Here is an 18,377-nt window from a genome sequence, read left to right as displayed (position 1 = left end):
AACCGTTTATCGGATACAGGGCGTGACTGCATGGCGCAAGGCGGGCAAATTTTCAGCCCAGCTAAATGCGCATCCAAGTATTAAACGTCGAGAGAAGTGAGTTCCCAAGTGGTGTACGCGATTGTCCGCGCTGGCGGCCGCCAAGAAAAGGTTTCCGTCGGAGACCTCGTAACCCTGGACCGCGTCCCCGGTGGAGCCGGCAGCACCTTTGAGCTGCCCGCCCTGCTATTGGTTGATGGCGACCAGGTCACCTCTTCCGCACAGGACCTGGCCAAGGTCACCGTGACGGCAGAGATCGTTGAGAATTTTCGGGGTCCGAAGATTGTCATCCAGAAGTTCAAGAACAAGACCGGCTACAAGAAGCGTCAGGGCTACCGCTCCTCGCTGACCAAGGTCAAGGTTACGTCCATCAACTCCTGATTCTCGTGCCGGCTCCGTCAGGAGCCGGGAACGCGGGAAGCATCCCGCCCCTGAGTTTCATAATCAGTTAGCAAAGGCAGGCAGTAGAAAATGGCACATAAGAAAGGTGCGAGTTCCACTCGCAACGGTCGCGACTCCAACGCCCAGTACCTCGGCGTAAAGCGTTTCGGCGGCCAGGTTGTCAAGGCAGGCGAAATCATCGTCCGCCAGCGTGGCACCCACTTCCACCCGGGCGAGGGCGTTGGCCGCGGAGGCGACGACACCCTGTTCGCCCTCGAAGCAGGCGCAGTTGAATTCGGCAGCCGTCGTGGCCGCCGCGTCGTGAACATCGTGGCTGCTGCAGCCGCCGAGTAATCACCGGCATATAGCTTTTCCGACGGGGCGGGCCTGATGGCCCGCCCCGTCATCTTTTAAGCCGAGTAGAATTGGCATGATCCAAAAATTCCTTGAAGGAGAACCATGGCCAGCTTTGTAGACCGTGTAGTACTGCACATTTCTGGCGGTACAGGCGGCCATGGTTGCGTGTCCGTTAAGCGTGAAAAGTTCAAGCCCCTGGGCGGGCCCGACGGCGGCAACGGCGGCGACGGCGGCGACGTCATCCTGCGCGTTGACTCCAGCGCCACCACCCTGCTCGACTACCACCACCTCCCGCACCGCCACGCCACCAACGGCGGCAACGGCATGGGCGACTGGCGAAACGGCAAGACCGGCGAAACGCTGATCCTGCCGGTTCCGGACGGCACCGTGGTCAAGAACAAGGACGGCGAAGTGCTGGCCGACCTCGTGGGCGAAGGCACCGAGTACATTGCCGCAGCCGGCGGCCAGGGCGGCCTCGGCAACTCCTCGCTGTCCTCGCAGAAGCGCAAGGCCCCCGGCTTCGCCCTGCTGGGCGTGCCCGGGGACGAGCGGGACATTGTCCTGGAGCTCAAGTCGATCGCCGACATTGCCCTGGTGGGCTTCCCGTCCGCCGGCAAGTCCTCCCTGATTGCCGCCATGTCCGCGGCCCGGCCGAAGATCGCTGACTACCCCTTCACCACCCTGGTCCCGAACCTCGGCGTGGTTGAAGCCGGCGACGTCCGCTTCACCGTTGCCGACGTTCCGGGCCTGATTGAAGGCGCCTCCGAAGGCAAGGGCCTGGGCCACAACTTCCTGCGCCATGTGGAGCGCTGCGCCGCCCTGGTGCACGTTCTGGACTGCGCTGCACTGGAAACGGACCGCGACCCGCTCGGCGACCTGGACATCATTGAGCAGGAGCTGGACAAGTACACCGTGGACATGAGCTTCGCCGGCACCGACGGCGACGTCGTGCCGCTGAACCAGCGCCCGCGCCTGGTCGCACTGAACAAGGTGGACGTCCCCGACGGCCGCGACATGGCCGAGTTTGTGCGCCCGGAACTGGAGAAGCGCGGCTACCGCGTGTTCGAGGTCTCGGCCTCCAGCCACGAGGGCCTGAAGGCACTGGGATACGCCATGGCCGGAATCGTCCGCGATGCGCGCTCCGCCGTGCAGGCTGCCCCGCCGCGGGTCAAGACCCCCACGCTGCGCGTGCGCAATGTGGACGGCAAGGGCGGGTTCTCCATCCGCAAGGAAGAGCGGAACCTCGAGCCGCTGTTCCGCGTCCTCGGCGACAAGCCGGTGCGCTGGGTGCAGCAGACCGACTTCACCAACGATGAAGCGGTTGGCTACCTTGCCGACCGCCTGGCCAAGCTCGGTGTTGAAGACAAGCTCTTCAAGGCAGGCGCCAAGCCCGGCGACGCCGTGGTGATCGGCGAGGGCGACGGCGTCGTCTTCGACTGGGAGCCGACCATGATTGGCGGGGCCGAGCTGCTGGCAGCTTCGCCGCGCGGCTCGGACATCCGGATCGAGGAGTTCTCCCGGCCGACGCGTGAGGAAAAGCGCGAAGACCACCAGCAGCGCCGTGATGCCCGTGCGGCCGCACGCGCCGAGCTGGAAACAGAGCGCCGCGCAGGTATCTGGACCGAATCCGTGAACTACAAGCACAACAAGCCCGCAGAGCCTAAAGACGGCGAGTAACGGCTTAACACACCCCGCCCGGGTGCGGGGATACGCATAGGGTGGTGGGGACATGACTGAGAACACAACATCCCCCCACCCTGTCCCTGCACCCAGGCGGGCGCTCCGCTCACGCTCCGGGCTTGCCCGCGCACACCGGATTGTCGTGAAAGTAGGGTCGTCTTCTCTGACGTCCCTTGCCGGCGGCATTTCCGATGAAGCCCTCACCGGGCTCGCGGACGTCCTTGCCGCCCGCCGCGCACAGGGCACCGAGATCATCCTGGTGTCCTCCGGGGCCATTTCCGCCGGGCTGGCACCACTGGGGCTGACCAAGCGCCCCACTCAGCTTTCCTCGCAGCAGGCAGCCGCCTCCGTGGGCCAGGGCCTCCTGATGGCCCGGTACACGGAAGCCTTCGGCAAACACGGCGTGACCGTCAGCCAGGTTCTTTTGACCATCGAAGACCTGATGCGCCGAACCCACCATGCCAACGCCCACCGCGCCATGGAACGGCTCCTGAACTACGGCGTCGTACCCATCGTCAATGAAAATGACACCGTGGCCAGCCACGAAATCCGCTTCGGCGACAACGACCGCCTCGCCGCACTGGTGGCGCACCTGGTTAAAGCCGACGCGCTGATCCTGCTCTCCGACGTCGATGCCCTGTACGACGGTCCGCCCTCGGAAGGCGCCGTGCGCATCCCCGAAGTGACCGGGCAAAAAGACCTTGAGGACGTGCGTATCGGCAAGGTCGGCCGCGCCGGCGTCGGGACCGGCGGCATGGCCACCAAGGTCGAGGCCGCCACGATCGCCGCAGAATCCGGCATCCCCGCACTCGTGACCAGCACCGCCAACGCCGCCGCGGCACTGGCGGGGGAGGACGTGGGAACCTGGTTCACCGGCCGCGGCCGCCGCCAGTCGATGCGCCTGCTGTGGCTGGCCCATGTGGCACGCCTCCAGGGCACGCTTGTGGTCGACGACGGCGCTGCCAGGGCAGTCGGGGACCGCCGCCGGTCGCTGCTGCCGGCGGGCATTGTCTCCGTTGACGGGTATTTTGAGCCCGGGGACCCGGTGGCCGTCGCCCGCCTGGACGGCACGGTCATCGCCCACGGGCTGACCAACTACGGCTCGGACGAACTGCCGCAGATGCTCGGCCGGACCACCCGGGAACTCTCCAAGGAACTGGGACGTGCCTATGAGCGCGCCGTGGTGCACGTCAATGACCTGGTGGTCCTGCAGGACGGCGGCCATCCCGGGTCCTCCGGGGCCGCTGCCGCAGCCGGCTCCTCCATTGCACGCCCCGAGACCCTCAATACACTGGGAGCATGAACGCCGTGAAGACAACCGAAACATCGCTTACCGATATCTCAGCTGCCGGAACAGGCACAGCGGAGCAGGAGGCCGAGGCCGGCATCCATGCAGCTGCCGACCGGGCCCGGATTGCCTCCCGGCGCCTGGCCCGGGCCAACCGGGCCTGGAAGGACCTGGGCCTGCAGGAAATCGGTAAGAACCTCGTCGCCAAGCGCGACCTGATCCTGGCCGCCAACGCCGGAGATGTTGCCGCCGGCCGGGCCAAGGGAACCTCGGCGGCGATGCTGGACCGGCTCACCCTGACCCCGGAACGAATCGAAGGCCTGGCGGAGGCACTGGACAAGCTGGCCGGCCTGCCGGATCCCGTGGGTACCGTTGCCCGCGGGCAGACCCTGCCCAACGGGCTTCGCCTGCGGCAGGTGCACGTTCCCCTGGGCGTGGTGGCAGCGATTTACGAAGCACGGCCCAACGTCACGGTGGATATCGCCGGGCTTGCCCTGAAGAGCGGCAACGCCGTCATCCTGCGCGGCGGCAGCGCAGCGGCGCAGACCAATGCGGTGCTCGTGGACATTATCCGGGATTCGCTCGACGCCGTCGGGCTGCCTGCCGATGCGGTGCAGGGCGTGGACGCGTACGGCCGCGCCGGTGCCAACGCACTCATGAAGGCCCGGGGAAAGGTGGATGTCCTCATTCCGCGGGGAGGGCGGGACCTGATCCAGACAGTTGTTGCCAACGCCGCCGTGCCGGTCATCGAAACCGGCGAAGGCAACGTCCACATTTACCTGGACCGCAGCGCCCCGGTGGAGATGGCGGTGGATATCCTGCTGAACGCCAAGACCCAGCGGCCCAGCGTCTGCAATACCGTCGAAACCCTCCTGGTGCACCGCGATGCGGAGGCGGCGGCCGACGTCCTGGCTGCCCTGGCCGCTGCGGGCGTCCGGCTCCACACAGATGAACGGGTTCGTGCCGCCCTGCCTGCAGGGGTCGAGTCGCAGCCCGCAGGGGAGGATGACTGGGGCCGGGAATACATGGACCTGGACCTGGCCGTGGCGATGGTCGATGACATGGACGAGGCGCTGGACCACATTCGCCGCTGGACCACCGGCCATACCGAGGCGATCATCACCAATGACCTGGCCAACGCCGAACGCTTCATTGCCGAGACGGACTCGGCCGCCGTCATCGTCAACGCTTCCACCCGGTTTACCGACGGCGGAGAACTGGGACTGGGAGCAGAGGTTGGCATTTCAACCCAGAAGCTGCATGCGCGCGGGCCGATGGGGCTGCGTGAGCTGACCACCACCAAATGGATCGTTCAGGGTGACGGGCACATCCGGATCTGAGACGCGCCCGGCTCCCCGCCGGGCGGAGCCGGGGCGCGCGGGTGCAGCCCGTCTGCGCTTACGCGTAGACTTGAAGGAAACCACTACGCCGCCGGCTACGGCCGGCGGGTTATTACTCAAGCTTTCTGAGGGAGATCCATGCTGATCCAGCTTTCCAGCGCTGTACTTGCTGCCAGTGAGACGGCCGAAGCACACGTGTCGATTCCGATGCCGCCCGTCATGTACGCCGTGATCATCATGGGCGCACTGCTGGCCCTGATGCTCGCCACCGTCTCCTTCACCAGCGTGGGACACCGTCACGAAGCGACGTCGGAGCATGTCGACCCGCAGCGCCAGTTCCCGAACAAGCACGATCACGGCCAGGGCATCGAGGGCTGATTCCTCCGTGGAATCAGTAAAAACCTTCCTGGCGGCAGCGGCCCAGCCCCAGCAGGATCAGCGGCGGGTCCGGCTGGGCGTCATGGGCGGCACCTTTGACCCCATTCACCACGGGCACCTTGTCGCCGCCAGCGAAGTGGCGTCGGTCTTCGACCTGGATGAAGTTGTTTTTGTACCCACGGGGGAGCCGTGGCACAAATCCGCCAGAGAAGTCAGCCCGGCCGAGCACCGGTACCTGATGACGGTCATTGCGACCGCGTCGAACCCCAGGTTCACGGTCAGCCGCGTGGACATCGACCGTCCGGGACCGACATACACGATTGACACTCTCCGGGACCTGCGGGAAGCGCGTCCGGAAGCGGAGTTGTTCTTCATTACCGGTGCCGACGCCATGGCGCAGATCCTGTCCTGGAAGGACATCCAGGAACTGTGGTCGCTCGCTCACTTCGTGGGCGTCACGCGTCCGGGCCATGTGCTCGAGAACATGGGCCGGGACGATGTCAGCCTGCTGGAGGTGCCGGCCATGGCCATCTCCTCCACGGACTGCCGTGAACGGGTGGCCGACGGAGAACCCGTCTGGTACCTCGTGCCGGACGGAGTGGTCCAGTACATTGCCAAACACGGGCTGTATGAAGCCGCACCCGCGCATGCCGAGCAGCCATCGGCAGCCACCACAGAACCCGTAGCATAACCAAACGAAACCGGATGGGTAGGAAATGACAAACGGTCCAGAGTCCGCAGACGCACCGCGGCGCAGCCGCCGAGCGGCTGACGTACCGGTGGACGCCCCTGCCGGGCCCCGCGAAAGGGAGTCCCAGCAGCGGGCCAGGGACCGCGAGGCCCTGCGTGCGTACAAGGCGCTGGCAGATAAACAGGCTCGTTCCGACGATGCCGCAAATCCGCCAACCCGCCGGCAGTTGAGGCTTCAGCAGCAGCAGCAGCAACAGCAGCGTTCCGCTGCCGGCGCCCCGGGGGAGGCCAAGGCCGCTGCCCCCGCACTGCCGGACGCGAAGGCGGCAGTTCCCGCCGCGAAGGGTGCATCCGCTGCCAAGCCTGCGTCAGATGTGAAGCGCGCATCCGATGCTAAGGCGGCGTCAGATGTGAAGGCGGCGTCAGATGTGAAGTCTGGGCCGGATGTGAAGGCGGGTGCCGACGCAGGCGGGGCCGCCGTCATTGATGCACCGCCCGCCGCCCTGTCGCCGGTGAGGGAAGGCGGCCGCCGGGATCGGCGCCGCCGCGCGGAGGAAACTCCCGCTGAGGGAATCCCGGCCGCGGCATCGGGCAGCAAGGCTGCCGATCCGAATGCCGACGTTGCCGGGATGAGCGTGGAACAGGCCCTCGTGGCCCGTGAAGCGCTGCATGCACAGGCCCGCAACCAAGTGGCAGCCATGGAAGCGATGCAGGCGGAGGACCCCAACGCCGTCGACTTGGAGCTGCTGGCACAGCAGAAGGCGCTGGCGGAGCGGGCCGCAGTCCTGAACCGCCGCACGCAGAGCATGCAGCGGCTGTCCCAGGAAAACGAGCAGCGCAAGCCCTCGTCCAGCGATCCGTCCACGGCACACAATCTGGCCATGGTGACGCCGCTTGAATTTGTCCGGGTACCGGGAGTGGACCGGCCCGTCATGCGCCGGCCGCCGACGTCGCACGTTCCCGTCGTGACCTCGAACACCCCGCAGCAAAACACTCCGAAACAGCAAAACACTCCGAAGCAAACGGGCCGCGAGGTCCCTCCGCCGCCGCAGGGCACGCCCCGCGCCGGTGACAAACGCTTCGAAGTGCGCCGGCCGTCGGCTTCCACCGACGTGCGGCATTCGCGCATCCTGGCCCGGGCCGACGCCCTGGTCAACGCGCCCCTGGATCCTGCCGAGGGCGCCAAGCCCGTCGGTGCACGAAGCGCTTTCGGGCTTGACCCGTTGGACGTAAAAACGGCCGGACTCGGCCGAACCCGGCGACTGCGTTTTGTATCGCTGGGAATTGGTGGTCTGGGCATTCTTGCCCTGATCATTTCAGTAGCAATGATCGTCGGCGGCTTTGGCAGCTGATGTTAAACAAGGAGACACTTTGAGCGCCACCGAATCATCCATCGATATTGCACGGGTGGCCGCCCAGGCAGCCTCCGGCAAGCTGGCCAACGATATCGTTGCCATCGATGTCAGCGAACGACTCGCTATCACTGACGTGTTCCTGATTGCGTCGGCCTCGAACGAACGCCAGGTCAACGCCATCGTCGACGGCATCGAAGAAGAGCTGGCAAAGAAGGATCTCAAGCCGGTGCGCCGCGAAGGCCGCAGCGAAGGGCGCTGGGTCCTGCTCGACTACGCCAACGTCGTCGTGCATGTCCAGCACGAGGAAGACCGCGTCTTCTACGCGCTGGAGCGTCTTTGGAAGGACTGCCCGGCCGTCGACCTGCAGATTGAAAACGCAGCTGCCGCAGAGAATGCAGCGCCTGCAGCCCCGGCTGTTCCGGACGCCGAGTAGCATCTGCCGCCTGTGACTGCCTCCGCCTCCTGGGATCCCGCCCGCACGGGCAAGCGTGTCGTTTTTTGGCGTCACGGGCGCACCGAGTGGAACCGCACGGGAAGGTTCCAGGGCCAGCAGGACATCGCACTGGACCCTTCCGGGGTCCACCAGGCGGTGGAAGCAGCCGCCGTCCTGCGCCACCTGCATCCGGACGTCATTGTGTCCTCGGACCTCAGCCGCGCGCTGGCTACCGGCCAGGCGCTGGCGGAGGCCAGCGGGAAGCCGATTACCGCTGATGCGCGGCTTCGCGAGACATTTGCGGGTACGTGGGAAGGGCTGTACTTCGCCGACATCGCCGCCCGTTTCCCCAGGGAGCAGGCCGGCTGGGCCGCAGGCAACGGAGACGTCCGTGCCGGCGGCGGGGAAAGCCGCGTGGACGTCGGCCGCCGCGTGGCACAGGCGGTGACGGAAGCCGCCGATGCGCTGCCGCCGGGCGGAACCCTGGTGGCGGTCAGCCACGGCGGTGCCATCCGCGCCGGAATCTGTGCCCTGCTGGGCCTGCCCACCGAATCCTGGACCGTAATCAGCGGTGTCTCGAATTCCCACTGGTCCGTCCTGGAAGAGCGGGATGCAGCGGCCGGCGGTGTCCGGTGGAATCTGGCCCAGCACAATGTGGGGCTCGATGCCCTGCCCTCAGGCCCGCTGGAGGGCTAGCGCCGCGCGGAACCGGCCCTCCCGCGGACGGGAATTGCACCGGTGTAGTTCGATTTTGCACTCCGTTATTTCTGTACTAAAGTAGAGGAGTTGCTTCGGCCCGGGGGATACAAAAACCGCGGGTTGAGGCATAGTGGAAACAGTTTATTGGGGCTGTGGCGCAGCTGGTAGCGCACCTGCATGGCATGCAGGGGGTCAGGGGTTCGAATCCCCTCAGCTCCACCAATAAGCATCTGCGCAGGCAGGGTTTATGGTCATCTTTAGCCGCGGAATTATCGGTGGATTTTGATGATGGAATAACAAACTGAATTGGGGCTGTGGCGCAGCTGGTAGCGCACCTGCATGGCATGCAGGGGGTCAGGGGTTCGAATCCCCTCAGCTCCACCCATCAGAAGAGGCTCGAATCCTTCCCGCGTCAGCGGCGGGGGATTCGGGCCTTTTTGCTGTCCCCGCTTTGGGCACGGCTTAGTCTTTGCGGATGCAGCGGATCACAACGGCAATGACGACGATCAGGACAACGACGGCGAACGGGCCGGCGTCGAATGACCAGGGGCCGACGCCGACAGTATTCTGTGCGCGGTTCATCAGGATTCCTTTCCGGCGGCGGATACCGGTGGCAGTTCTGGTTTCATGCCACAAGGGTTGCAGATCCGGCCGGTGGTGCCATCGTCCGGATGCCGGACCCTGTCCCGGCGTCGTCCGCCCTTGGTAGTACTGCTGCGTCCGGCCGCCCCTAGCCAACGGAGCGGAACCTGCACCAGAATGCAGGGATGGCCGAGCCAACCCGCCCCTTCATTCATCTCCGCATCCGCCCCGGCGCCCGCCTCTTTCCGCGCCGTTTCGTGCTCTGATATGCGCAAGGACATGGATAAGACATCGGCGGGGCTGCTGCTGGCCTTTACCGTGCTGGCGCTGCTCTGGGCCAACCTCCCCTTCGGGGCGAGCTACGCGGAGTTCTGGGACACGGTCGTGGACCTCCGCGTCGGGGGTATGGAGCTGGAAATGAGCTTCCACGACATCGTGAACGACGCGCTCATGGCGTTCTTCTTCTTTACCGTGGGACTGGAGGTCAAGCGGGAGTTCACCGTGGGGGAGCTGACGGACCGGTCCCGGGCTGTGGTGCCGGTGGCCGCGGCGGTGGCCGGTTTGCTGGTGCCGGCCGGGATTTTCCTGCTGCTGAACCCGTCCGGAGAAAATGCGGCGGTGTGGGGCGCCGTCATCTCCACGGACACGGCGTTCCTGGTGGGGGCGCTGGCTGTCGCCGGACCGAAGTTCCCCGGCAGGCTCCGGGTCTTCCTGCTGACCCTGGCCGTGGTGGATGACATTGGGGCGCTGGCGGCCATCGCGGTGTTCTACACTTCCGACCTGGAGCTGCTGCCCCTGCTCGCGGCCGTTGTGCTGCTGGCACTCGTGGCGCTCGTCCGGTTCCTGCCGACCGGGCGGGGACCGGCCTACGCGGTCCTCAGCCTGCTCACCTGGGGTGCGACCTATGCCTCGGGAGTCCACGCGACGCTGGCCGGAGTGGCGATCGCACTGATGATTCCGGTGTTCCCGCCGCGGCGGCAGCATGTTGAACACACCGAGGAACTGGCGCGGGCCTTCAGACAGTCACCAACCCCCGAGTACGCGGCGGCAACAGCCCGGAGCCTGAAGGAATCCATCTCCATCAATGAAAGGTTGCAGGGCACCTACGCTCCGTACGTGTCGCTGCTCATCCTGCCGGTTTTTGCCCTCGCCAACGCCGGCGTGCGGCTGGACGGCCCCACTCTCGCTGCCGCCTCGCAGTCCCGGCTGACCTGGGGAATCATCATTGCCCTGGTGATCGGAAAAACCATTGGCATCACCGCTGCCACCGCCCTGATGCAACGGACGGGCGCCGGCCGGCTGGCGCCCGGGCTGACCCTGGCGCGGGTGGGCGGGGGAGCGGCGCTGTGCGGCATCGGGTTCACCATTTCCCTGTTCATTGTGGGCCTGGCCGTGGATGACGAACTGCTTCAGGCGCAAGCCCGCGTGGGAGTCCTCGCTGCGTCGGTGCTGGCCTTCCTGCTGGGCTGGGCCTGGTTCCGTCTTGTCGACCGGTTTCAGCCGGCCTCGACCGTGGGGCGGTTCCTGGTGCGGGACTTTGACCCGGAGCGCGACCACTACCGCGGCAATCCGCAGGCGCCCCTCCAGCTGGTTGAATACGGGGACTTTGAATGCCCGTTTTGCTCCCGGGCCACCGGATCCATCGATGACGTGCTGGAGCACTTTGGTCCCCGGCTGGTCTACGTGTGGCGCCACCTGCCGCTGACGCGGGTGCACCCTGAGGCGGTGGGGGCGGCCCGCGCCAGCGAGGCCGCGCACCTGCAGGGCGCCTTCCGCGAGTACGGCCGGATGCTCTTCGAGCGGCAGGACCATCTCCAGACCGACGATCTCCTTCGCTACGCGCTGGAACTCGGACTCGACGTCGAAAGGTTCCGCAGCGACCTGCTCTCAGGGGCGGTAATGAACAGGGTTGACGATGATGCGCTGGACGCCGAATTCATGGACCTGCACTCGACGCCTACCTTTTTTATCGGTTCCGTGCGGCATTTCGGACCCTATGATGCGCCATCCCTGATCCGCGCGCTCGAGGAGGCTGCGCGCTAGGCTTCGGCCGGACGGCGCACGGCCAGGGTCCGGAGGACACCGGCCGCAATGAGCCCCTGTCCGGCACAGTAGGTCAGCATGACGAGTGGATTGGTCCAGTCCGGCATGGCATCGGGCATAAAAATGCGCAGCGCCAGGACGGTGTCCGAAGCGAGAAAGAGCACGCCTCCGGCCGCCACCACCGGACTGCACCGGGCTGCTGTGGCCGCCGTTCCGGCGAGCACAACGCCGTAGACGGCGACGGCGGCGGTCAGGCTCCCGAGAGTGGGCCACAGCACCACCAGCATGAGCACCCACCACGCAGCAAAGACGAGTGTCCACCGGGGAAACGGGCCGGCGGCAGTGTACCGGGTGAACAGCCAGATATAGCAGAGGTGGGCGAGGCCGAAGGATCCGAGCATCACCGGAAGTTCCGGCGCAAACGGGAAAAACGCCCCGGCCCCGTCGCCCAGCCATGAAAAGAGGAGGGCCGCAACCAGCAGGGCTGCCGGCCGGCGCCGCAGGAAGCGGCGGCCTCCCCACAACGCAGCGGCGGCCAGCAGCGGCATCAGCAAAAGCTTTGTCGGTTCTGCGATCTCGGAAGCCCCGACGGCGCGGGCACCGATGTGCACCGCGGACACCGCGGCAAACGGAAGAAACCCCCACCACCTGGAACGGGGCAGAGCAGCGGTCAGGTCACAGGCGGGCGCGGTGGTCACGGCATTCCTTTGGTTGGCTGGAGCTCATCGTACGATGCCCGCTGTGTATTTCCGGCAGGACCTTCCGGCGAAACCTGAACGGCAAGACCCTGAACGGCGAAACCTGAGGATCCTGAGCAGCTACGGACCCAGGACGTGGTCCAGATAGCCGTTCGCAAACATCCGGTCGGGGTCCATGCGGTTCCGGAGGTCCAGGAAATCGGCAAACCGCGGATACCGGGGGGCCAGAGCGGCGGCGCCCAGATTGTGCAGCTTTCCCCAGTGCGGGCGTCCTTCGTGGGCAAGCATGATCTCCTCCACCGCCCCGAAGTACTCCGTCGGATCCTCCCGGCAGTACCGGTGCACCGCGATGTAGGCCGTGTCCCGGCCGTGGGCCGTGGAGAGCCAGCGGTCATCGGCGGCGGCCCAGCGGACCTCGACCGGAAAGGAAATGCGCCACGCCCGGTCTTCGATCAGCCGGCGGAGGGCATCGAACGCGGATCCCAGCCGCTCGGCGGGAAGACCGTATTCCATTTCCGTGAAGCGCACGGTGCGCCGCTGGGTAAAAACCCGGGCGGAGGAGTCCGTGTAATTCCGGCCGCCCAGCAGCCGGGCTGCGGCGCGGTTCACCGCGGGGATGACCGCCGGAACTGCGGTGCCGGCAGCGCAGGTTGCACGGAACACGGTGTTGGACAGGAGCGTTTCATCCGTCCAGCGGCCAGCCGGTGTCAGCGGCTTCAGCGGTGCCGTCCCGGGCAGCCGGGTGTTGGCCTTCGTTGCCGCGCGGTCGGTGTGGGGAAACCAGTAAAACTCAAAGTGGTCGGTGGACTCCACCCGCTCCTCCAGGGAGGCGAGCACGGAGGCCAGAGGTTCCGAGGCTTCCACCGCGTGCAGGGCGAACGCCGGGACGCATTGCAGGGTGACGTCGGCGATGATCCCCAGGGCGCCAAGGCCCAGCGCGGCGGCCGGCAGCAGGGGGTCCTCCTCATCCAGTGCCAGCAGGCCGCCGTCGGGCTGGACAAGGGTCATGCCGACCACCTGTGTGCAGAGCCCTCCGAAGCCGGCCCCGGTGCCGTGCGTACCTGTGGACAGGGCCCCCGCTACCGACTGCCGGTCAATATCGCCCAGATTGGGCATGGCCAGCTGAAACGGTGCCAGCAGTTCCGGGATGCGGTGCAGCCGGGTGCCCGCGAGCAGCCGGACCCGCCGGCGCGCGGTGTCCGCCTCCAGGATTCCCTGCAGGCGGCCCAGATCCAGCAGGACCCCCGGTGCTGCCGCGACTGCCGTGAAGCTGTGGCCGGCACCCACGGCTTTGACCTGCAGCCCGGCGGCGGCCGCCCGTTTGACACACTGCTGCAGTTCTTCAATGCGGGCGGGCTGCTCAACGCGCTGCGGCGTCACCGTCACCGTGCGTGCCCAGTTCCGCCAGGTGCCTCCGTCCGCGCTCACAGGAAGGCCTTCCCTTCGCCCCGATAGGTGGGCAGCACCGCCGTGACGCTGCCGCCGTCGACCACGGCGAAGCTGTTGACCCGCTCCGCCAGCTCGCCGCTCTTGGCATGCCGGAACCAGACGCGGTCACCAGCTGCCAGGCCGGCGGCGGCACGGCCCGCCAGCGGTGTCTGGACTTCTCCGGCGCCTTCACGCGGCAGCAGCTTCAGCCCGGGCGGCCAGACGGCCCGCGGTACGCGGTTCGCGCCGGGCGGCCCGGAGGCGATCCAGCCGCCGCCCAGGACCGTGGCGAAATCCGGTCCGGGACGGCGTACGACATCGAACGCGATGGCGGCTGCCGGCGCGGGGGAGAAGGACCGGTAGGTGTCGAACAGGTGCCCGGCAAAGAGGCCGGAGCCTGCAGTGATCTCGGTGACTGACGGATCCTGCGCTGTTGCTTCAATGGAACCCGTGCCGCCGCCGTTGACGAATTCCAGGTCCGCCAGTTCCCGCAGCCGGCCGGTTATGTTCCCGCGGCGCTGCTTCAGCTCCGCCATGGAACGGGACTGGACCCGGCGCATCAGCGCGTTCATCGCTGCAGCGCCCGGGACCGCATCGCCCACTCCCGCCACCTGCCCTTCGTACATCATCAGGCCCACGAGGGTGAAGCCGGGGCGGGCAGCGATTCTGCGGGCAAGGCCGACGGCGTCATCCGGAGAGTGCAGTGGAGAGCGGCGGGTGCCGATGAACCCGAGGAGCGGTGCCTGCCAGGAGGCATCGGCGTCCAGGCAGACCCGCACGGCGGGGCGGCTTCCGGGCGGGGCCAGAGAGTCGATAAGGTCAAGCTGGGCGTCGTCGTCGATCATCAGCGTTACCCGCGCAGCCAGCCGTTCGTCGGCCAGGAGGCGTGCCAGCGCCGCCCGGTCCGCGCTCGGGTAGCCGACCACGACGTCGTCGCACCCCTCCGCCAGCCAGAGCGCCTCGGCGAGGGTGAAGGCGAAAATGCCGCGGAAGCCCGGAAGTGCCAGCAGGGCTTCGATAACACCGCGGACGCGGAGCGACTTGCTGGCCACACGGAGCGGGGTTCCGCCGGCTCTCCGAAGAAGATCCTGCGCGTTCCAGCGGAGGGCATCAAGACTCAGCACGGCCACGGGTGCGCTTAAATGCGCCGCCGCGGCGCTGAGCCCGGTCCAGAATGACTCGGGATGACGCCAGGGTGCCCGAACCGCGGCGCCGCCGAGATCCAGGGGGAGGCCTGCCGGCCGCACGTTGCCGGGAACTGTCATGGTGGTTACCTTCCGTTTCCCGCTGCAGGTTTGGCCGCCGGGGCATGCCCGGATTGTAGCCTCCTGGGCCGCGGAACACCCGGCGAAACCGTCCCGGGGCGGCACGAATTCCGGGACCTGCGAGGGCGGTCACATGGTTTTGCCAGAGATAGGGGTTAGGCTGAAGTATCTACAGAGCAGAAATTGCTCGTTACGCCGGCTGGGAAGTCGAAGAGACCCAGAGGGCCGCATGAGCACAACTGCACAACCAGCTGCACCGAAGACCCGCACCAACTCCGTCGTCAGCAGCTATTCAGGGCTGCTGAAGGCCGTTCGCGATGAAGGGCTGCTGAAACGCCGCCGCTCCTTCTACATCACGACCTTCATTTTTCTCTGCGCCGGCCTTCTGGCCGCCGGAACCGGGTTCTTCCTGATCGGCGAAAGCTGGTTCCAGCTGCTGATCGCTGCCGCGCTGGGCGTGCTGCTGACGCAGATGGCGTTCATTGCCCATGAGGCCGCGCACCGCCAGGTCTTCGAATCCGGTCCCGCGAACGACCGCGCCGGGCGCTTCGTGGCCAATGCCGTCGTCGGCATCAGCTACCAGTGGTGGATGAACAAGCACAGCCGGCACCACGCCAACCCCAACACGGTGGGCAAGGATCCGGACATTGACATGGACACCATCTCGTTCCTGCCGGAGCAGGCCGCGCGGCAAAAGGGCTTCATGGCCTGGTTCGCCCGGCGCCAGGGCTGGCTGTTCTTCCCCCTGCTGATGCTTGAAGGCATCAACCTGCACGCCACCTCCATCAAGCACCTCTTTGCCAACAAGCAGGTCAAGGGACGCATCGGCGAGCTGGCCATGGTCTTCCTGCGCCTGGGTCTGTACCTGGGTGCCGTGTTCTTCTTCCTGCCGGTCGGCATGGCGTTCGCCTTCATCGGTGTCCAGCTGGCCGTCTTCGGTGTCTACATGGGAGCCTCCTTTGCCCCGAACCACAAGGGCATGCCGATCATCCCCAAGGATTCCAAGGTGGACTTCCTTTCCCGCCAGGTCCTGACTTCGCGGAACATCAAGGGCACCGGAATGAACACGCTGATGGGCGGACTCAACTACCAGATTGAGCACCACCTCTTCCCGAACATGCCGCGCCCGAACCTTGCCCGTGCCTCAGAGATCGTCAAGGCCTACTGCGCAGAGCACAAGATTCCCTACACGGAAACCACTTTGACCAAGTCCTACGGCATTGTGGTGCGGTACCTGAACGAGGTGGGGCTGTCGGCCCGCGACCCGTTCGACTGCCCCATGACGGCCCAGCGCCGCCGCTAGCCGCACCTTACCGGCCGCTGAAGCCGGCAGTACCGTCCCCGACGGTGCTGCCGGCTTTTTGCTGCCCGGGCCCGTGCGTCTGACAGACTGGAGTCATGTTGCCGACACCTTCCGATTCACCGTCCGGTCAGACCCGCCCCGCAGTTAAGGAAGTCAAGGAACAGGCCAGCCATATCGGCATGCGGCTTGAAGACTCCCTGCACAGCTACCGGGAGGGCCGTGCCCGCAAGCGCGGGGAGGTCCAAACGGTCCTGCCCTTCACCGGCTACGGCACCACGGAATGGGTCCGGGTACTGGGCCGCGTGATCCTTGCCAAGCCCGGATACGCCGCCGCCGGGGAGAACTCCGCCGGGGCCAAAGTCATCCGTGACGGCATCCGCGGCTGGCGCAACTTCATGAGCCCGCCGATCAACAAGGCCGAAGTTACCGTGGAGATCGGCGACGAGTGCTATCCGGTGACCGCGGACCGCGGCGGAGTTGTCGACGTGGTTCTTCCGGTGCAGCTGGCACCGGGCTGGACCACCGTCACGCTCCGCTCCGAGGATTCCGAGGCAGCCGTGGCTCCCGTTTACATCGTGGATCCCTCGGCCACCGTCGGCGTCGTTTCCGACATTGATGACACGGTCATGGTGACAGCACTGCCGCGGCCCTTCCTGGCCGCCTGGAACACCTTCGTACTGGATGAGCACGCCCGCACGCCCACCCCGGGCATGGCCGTAATGATGGACCGGCTCGCGCGGGAGAACCCCGGCAGTCCCGTCCTGTACCTGTCCACGGGTGCCTGGAACGTGGCCGCAACGCTGACGCGGTTCATCACCCGCAACCTCTATCCCGCCGGTCCGCTGCTGCTCACGGACTGGGGACCCACCCGCGACCGCTGGTTCCGCAGCGGGCCGGAGCACAAGAAGACGCAGCTGGAACGTTTGGCCAAGGAATTCCCCCACATCAAGTGGCTGCTCATCGGAGACAACGGGCAGCATGACGAAGCCATTTACGCTGCCTTCGCCCAGCAGTATCCGCAAAATGTGCGGGCCATCGCGATCCGGCAGCTGTCGGCGGGCGAGGCAGTGCTGGCCGGCGGCCGGTCCGCGTCACGGGCGGGGCAGACGCCGTCGGACATCCCGTGGATTTACGCGCCCGACGGCGCCGGGATGGCGCTGCAGCTGGCCGAGCTGGGACTGCTTCCCGACGCCGGGTAGTTACGGCTGGTCCTCTTCGGTCCGCACCGTGCGCAGGATCCGGCGCATGCTCATCGCCAGGGAGGCGGTGACGTCCACCGGGCTGTCGGGGGATGCGGCCGAGTTCATGTCGATCTGGAGCTGCCGGACGGCCTCGCGCGCGGTCTCGTATTCCTCGCCGCCGGCATCCCAGGCTTCCACGGCTTCCCCGGTGGCGGTCATCGCCTCGGAAAGCTGTTCGGCAAGTTCGCCCGGAACGGCCATATCCTCCGGGCTGGTCCAGATGGCGGTGGACAGGACCTCGGTCATGTCCTCCACATAGAGGGTTACCCGCTCCATGGCCCGCAGCGCCCGGTAGTCCGCATCAAGATCGTGCTGGTGGCGGTGCCGGCGCAGGTTGCCGCGGCGGCTGGTGTCAGCCAGCTGGACGGACTCGCGGACTTCCCGGCTGAAGGCGATGAGCTCGGTCCGTCGCTTGGACCAGTCCTCGTGCTCGGGCGGCCAGGATTCCGAGATGGCGGTGCCCATTTCCTTGAGCTGCCGGGCCAGGGAAAGCCGCAGGGAAGCGAGCCCGTCCACCGCACCGTTGAGGTGCAGGGGAGGGAAGATGGTGGCGTTGACGGTCAGCCCTACGCCCACGCCCACCAGCATCTGTACCGCGTAGCCGATGGAGTAGCCGTCCGGGTCGTCTCCGCCCATGACCAGTACGAAGAGGGCGGCCATGGGCAGGTATTCGCGCCCGGCGCCAAGCCGGGAGATGCCGGCAAACAGTACGCCCAGCCCCACGACCAGGGCGATGGTCCACACCGAGGGTCCGCCGAAGAGCAGGACGATAAGGGCCAGGGCCATTCCGGTGACCAGTCCGATCAGGACCTGGACGCCGACCTTCGCCGAGCCGGACACGGTTGGGTACATGCTGATCAGCGCGCCCAGCGGCGCGTAATACGGATACTGGGCGGCAACGCCGGGCACCAGCGGAGCCAGTGTCCAGGCGATGGCCACGGCCAGGGCGGCCTTAACGGCGAGCTGGACGCGCGTGTAGCGCAGTACGCCCTTGAAACGGTCGGAGACTGAGGACAGCGTAGTGCCCTGGAGAAGCCTGCCGGTGTTGCGAAAGAGATTTCCGGTTGTAGGCATCCAGCCAGTATTACCCGTGCTCCCTGCAGGACACGATTCCGGTACCCGCGGCAGCAGTGACAATTCGGCTCGGCGGGACGCCGGGCAAACCCTGCGGTTCCTG

General features: G+C 66.6%; 17 protein-coding genes and 2 tRNA genes. 15 read left to right on the top strand and 4 right to left on the bottom strand.

The genetic code is table 11. The annotated features are described in order from the left end of the window. Positions 1-108: 108 nt before the first annotated feature. From rplU to nhaA, 13 genes are all read left to right on the top strand, one after another. On the top strand, positions 109-420 hold the full coding sequence (gene rplU / locus M1D40_RS11335; RefSeq protein WP_104053917.1) for a 50S ribosomal protein L21: 312 nt from the start codon (positions 109-111) through the stop codon (positions 418-420). Between the two features lie 90 nt (positions 421-510). After that, entirely contained in the window at positions 511-774 is a 264-nt protein-coding gene (rpmA, locus tag M1D40_RS11330) for a 50S ribosomal protein L27 (RefSeq protein ID WP_104053918.1), read from the top strand. Positions 775-879: 105 nt separating this feature from the next. Then, positions 880-2,454: a GTPase ObgE gene (gene obgE / locus M1D40_RS11325; RefSeq protein WP_461168887.1), complete on the top strand. Its 1,575-nt coding sequence runs from the start codon at positions 880-882 to the stop codon at positions 2,452-2,454. A 52-nt stretch (positions 2,455-2,506) separates the two neighbouring features. After that, positions 2,507-3,760, top strand: coding sequence for a glutamate 5-kinase (proB, locus tag M1D40_RS11320; RefSeq protein ID WP_461168886.1), 1,254 nt, complete (start codon positions 2,507-2,509; stop codon positions 3,758-3,760). Positions 3,761-3,795: 35 nt separating this feature from the next. After that, a complete protein-coding gene (locus M1D40_RS11315) occupies positions 3,796-5,085 on the top strand; it encodes a glutamate-5-semialdehyde dehydrogenase (RefSeq protein WP_461171055.1) in 1,290 nt (429 codons plus the stop codon). Between the two features lie 138 nt (positions 5,086-5,223). Next, positions 5,224-5,463: a hypothetical protein gene (locus M1D40_RS11310; RefSeq protein WP_341394893.1), complete on the top strand. Its 240-nt coding sequence runs from the start codon at positions 5,224-5,226 to the stop codon at positions 5,461-5,463. Positions 5,464-5,545: 82 nt separating this feature from the next. Then, positions 5,546-6,154: a nicotinate-nucleotide adenylyltransferase gene (gene nadD / locus M1D40_RS11305; RefSeq protein WP_461171054.1), complete on the top strand. Its 609-nt coding sequence runs from the start codon at positions 5,546-5,548 to the stop codon at positions 6,152-6,154. A gap of 25 nt (positions 6,155-6,179) precedes the next feature. Further along, the gene (locus M1D40_RS11300; RefSeq protein ID WP_461168885.1) at positions 6,180-7,505 is read left to right on the top strand and encodes a hypothetical protein; all 1,326 of its coding nucleotides are present in this window, start codon (positions 6,180-6,182) and stop codon (positions 7,503-7,505) included. A 19-nt stretch (positions 7,506-7,524) separates the two neighbouring features. Then, positions 7,525-7,941 carry a ribosome silencing factor gene (gene rsfS / locus M1D40_RS11295; RefSeq protein ID WP_341394895.1) on the top strand — a complete coding sequence of 139 codons (417 nt, stop codon included), beginning with the start codon at positions 7,525-7,527 and terminating at the stop codon, positions 7,939-7,941. A 12-nt stretch (positions 7,942-7,953) separates the two neighbouring features. Beyond that, the gene (locus M1D40_RS11290; RefSeq protein WP_461168884.1) at positions 7,954-8,637 is read left to right on the top strand and encodes a histidine phosphatase family protein; all 684 of its coding nucleotides are present in this window, start codon (positions 7,954-7,956) and stop codon (positions 8,635-8,637) included. Positions 8,638-8,786: 149 nt separating this feature from the next. Beyond that, a tRNA-Ala gene (locus M1D40_RS11285) sits at positions 8,787-8,862 on the top strand. Between the two features lie 86 nt (positions 8,863-8,948). Further along, positions 8,949-9,021 (top strand) — tRNA-Ala (locus tag M1D40_RS11280). 480 nt (positions 9,022-9,501) lie between these two features. Next, positions 9,502-11,265: a Na+/H+ antiporter NhaA gene (nhaA, locus tag M1D40_RS11275; protein ID WP_461168883.1), complete on the top strand. Its 1,764-nt coding sequence runs from the start codon at positions 9,502-9,504 to the stop codon at positions 11,263-11,265. Here the strand turns inward: nhaA and M1D40_RS11270 are convergent. The 3 genes from M1D40_RS11270 to M1D40_RS11260 form a co-directional block, all read right to left on the bottom strand. Next, positions 11,262-11,963 (bottom strand): lysoplasmalogenase, encoded by a 702-nt coding sequence (locus tag M1D40_RS11270; protein WP_461168882.1) that lies wholly within the window; start codon positions 11,961-11,963, stop codon positions 11,262-11,264. The genes nhaA and M1D40_RS11270 overlap by 4 nt on opposite strands. Before the next feature lie 120 nt (positions 11,964-12,083). Continuing rightward, a complete protein-coding gene (locus tag M1D40_RS11265; RefSeq protein WP_461168881.1) occupies positions 12,084-13,391 on the bottom strand; it encodes a D-arabinono-1,4-lactone oxidase in 1,308 nt (435 codons plus the stop codon). Beyond that, the gene (locus M1D40_RS11260; protein ID WP_461168880.1) at positions 13,388-14,656 is read right to left on the bottom strand and encodes an alanine racemase; all 1,269 of its coding nucleotides are present in this window, start codon (positions 14,654-14,656) and stop codon (positions 13,388-13,390) included. The genes M1D40_RS11265 and M1D40_RS11260 overlap by 4 nt, the downstream gene beginning before the upstream one ends. 229 nt (positions 14,657-14,885) lie before the next feature. On the opposite strand from M1D40_RS11260, the gene M1D40_RS11255 reads away from it, so the two are divergent. Together M1D40_RS11255 and M1D40_RS11250 are read left to right on the top strand one after the other, a co-directional pair. Continuing rightward, entirely contained in the window at positions 14,886-15,959 is a 1,074-nt protein-coding gene (locus M1D40_RS11255) for a fatty acid desaturase family protein (RefSeq protein WP_341394901.1), read from the top strand. A gap of 95 nt (positions 15,960-16,054) precedes the next feature. Then, positions 16,055-17,158, top strand: a complete 1,104-nt coding sequence (locus tag M1D40_RS11250; protein ID WP_461168879.1) for an App1 family protein — start codon at positions 16,055-16,057, stop codon at positions 17,156-17,158. Here the strand turns inward: M1D40_RS11250 and M1D40_RS11245 are convergent, their stop codons facing one another. Beyond that, entirely contained in the window at positions 17,159-18,274 is a 1,116-nt protein-coding gene (locus M1D40_RS11245; RefSeq protein ID WP_461168878.1) for an FUSC family protein, read from the bottom strand. Positions 18,275-18,377 lie beyond the last annotated feature (103 nt).

This window comes from Arthrobacter sp. Z1-15, from assembly GCF_054792395.1.
The sequence above is the reverse complement of the archived record's forward strand: the minus strand, read 5'-3'. Positions and strand labels throughout refer to the sequence as shown.

Coding starts and splice junctions, on each gene's coding strand:
- proB (WP_461168886.1), top strand. CDS start 2,507: ATGACTGAGAACACAACATCCCCCCACCCTGTCCCTGCACCCAGGCGG.
- M1D40_RS11255 (WP_341394901.1), top strand. CDS start 14,886: ATGAGCACAACTGCACAACCAGCTGCACCGAAGACCCGCACCAACTCC.
- M1D40_RS11310 (WP_341394893.1), top strand. CDS start 5,224: ATGCTGATCCAGCTTTCCAGCGCTGTACTTGCTGCCAGTGAGACGGCC.
- nhaA (WP_461168883.1), top strand. CDS start 9,502: ATGGATAAGACATCGGCGGGGCTGCTGCTGGCCTTTACCGTGCTGGCG.
- M1D40_RS11260 (WP_461168880.1), bottom strand. CDS start 14,656: ATGACAGTTCCCGGCAACGTGCGGCCGGCAGGCCTCCCCCTGGATCTC.
- M1D40_RS11250 (WP_461168879.1), top strand. CDS start 16,055: ATGTTGCCGACACCTTCCGATTCACCGTCCGGTCAGACCCGCCCCGCA.
- M1D40_RS11245 (WP_461168878.1), bottom strand. CDS start 18,274: ATGCCTACAACCGGAAATCTCTTTCGCAACACCGGCAGGCTTCTCCAG.
- rpmA (WP_104053918.1), top strand. CDS start 511: ATGGCACATAAGAAAGGTGCGAGTTCCACTCGCAACGGTCGCGACTCC.
- nadD (WP_461171054.1), top strand. CDS start 5,546: ATGGGCGGCACCTTTGACCCCATTCACCACGGGCACCTTGTCGCCGCC.
- obgE (WP_461168887.1), top strand. CDS start 880: ATGGCCAGCTTTGTAGACCGTGTAGTACTGCACATTTCTGGCGGTACA.
- M1D40_RS11300 (WP_461168885.1), top strand. CDS start 6,180: ATGACAAACGGTCCAGAGTCCGCAGACGCACCGCGGCGCAGCCGCCGA.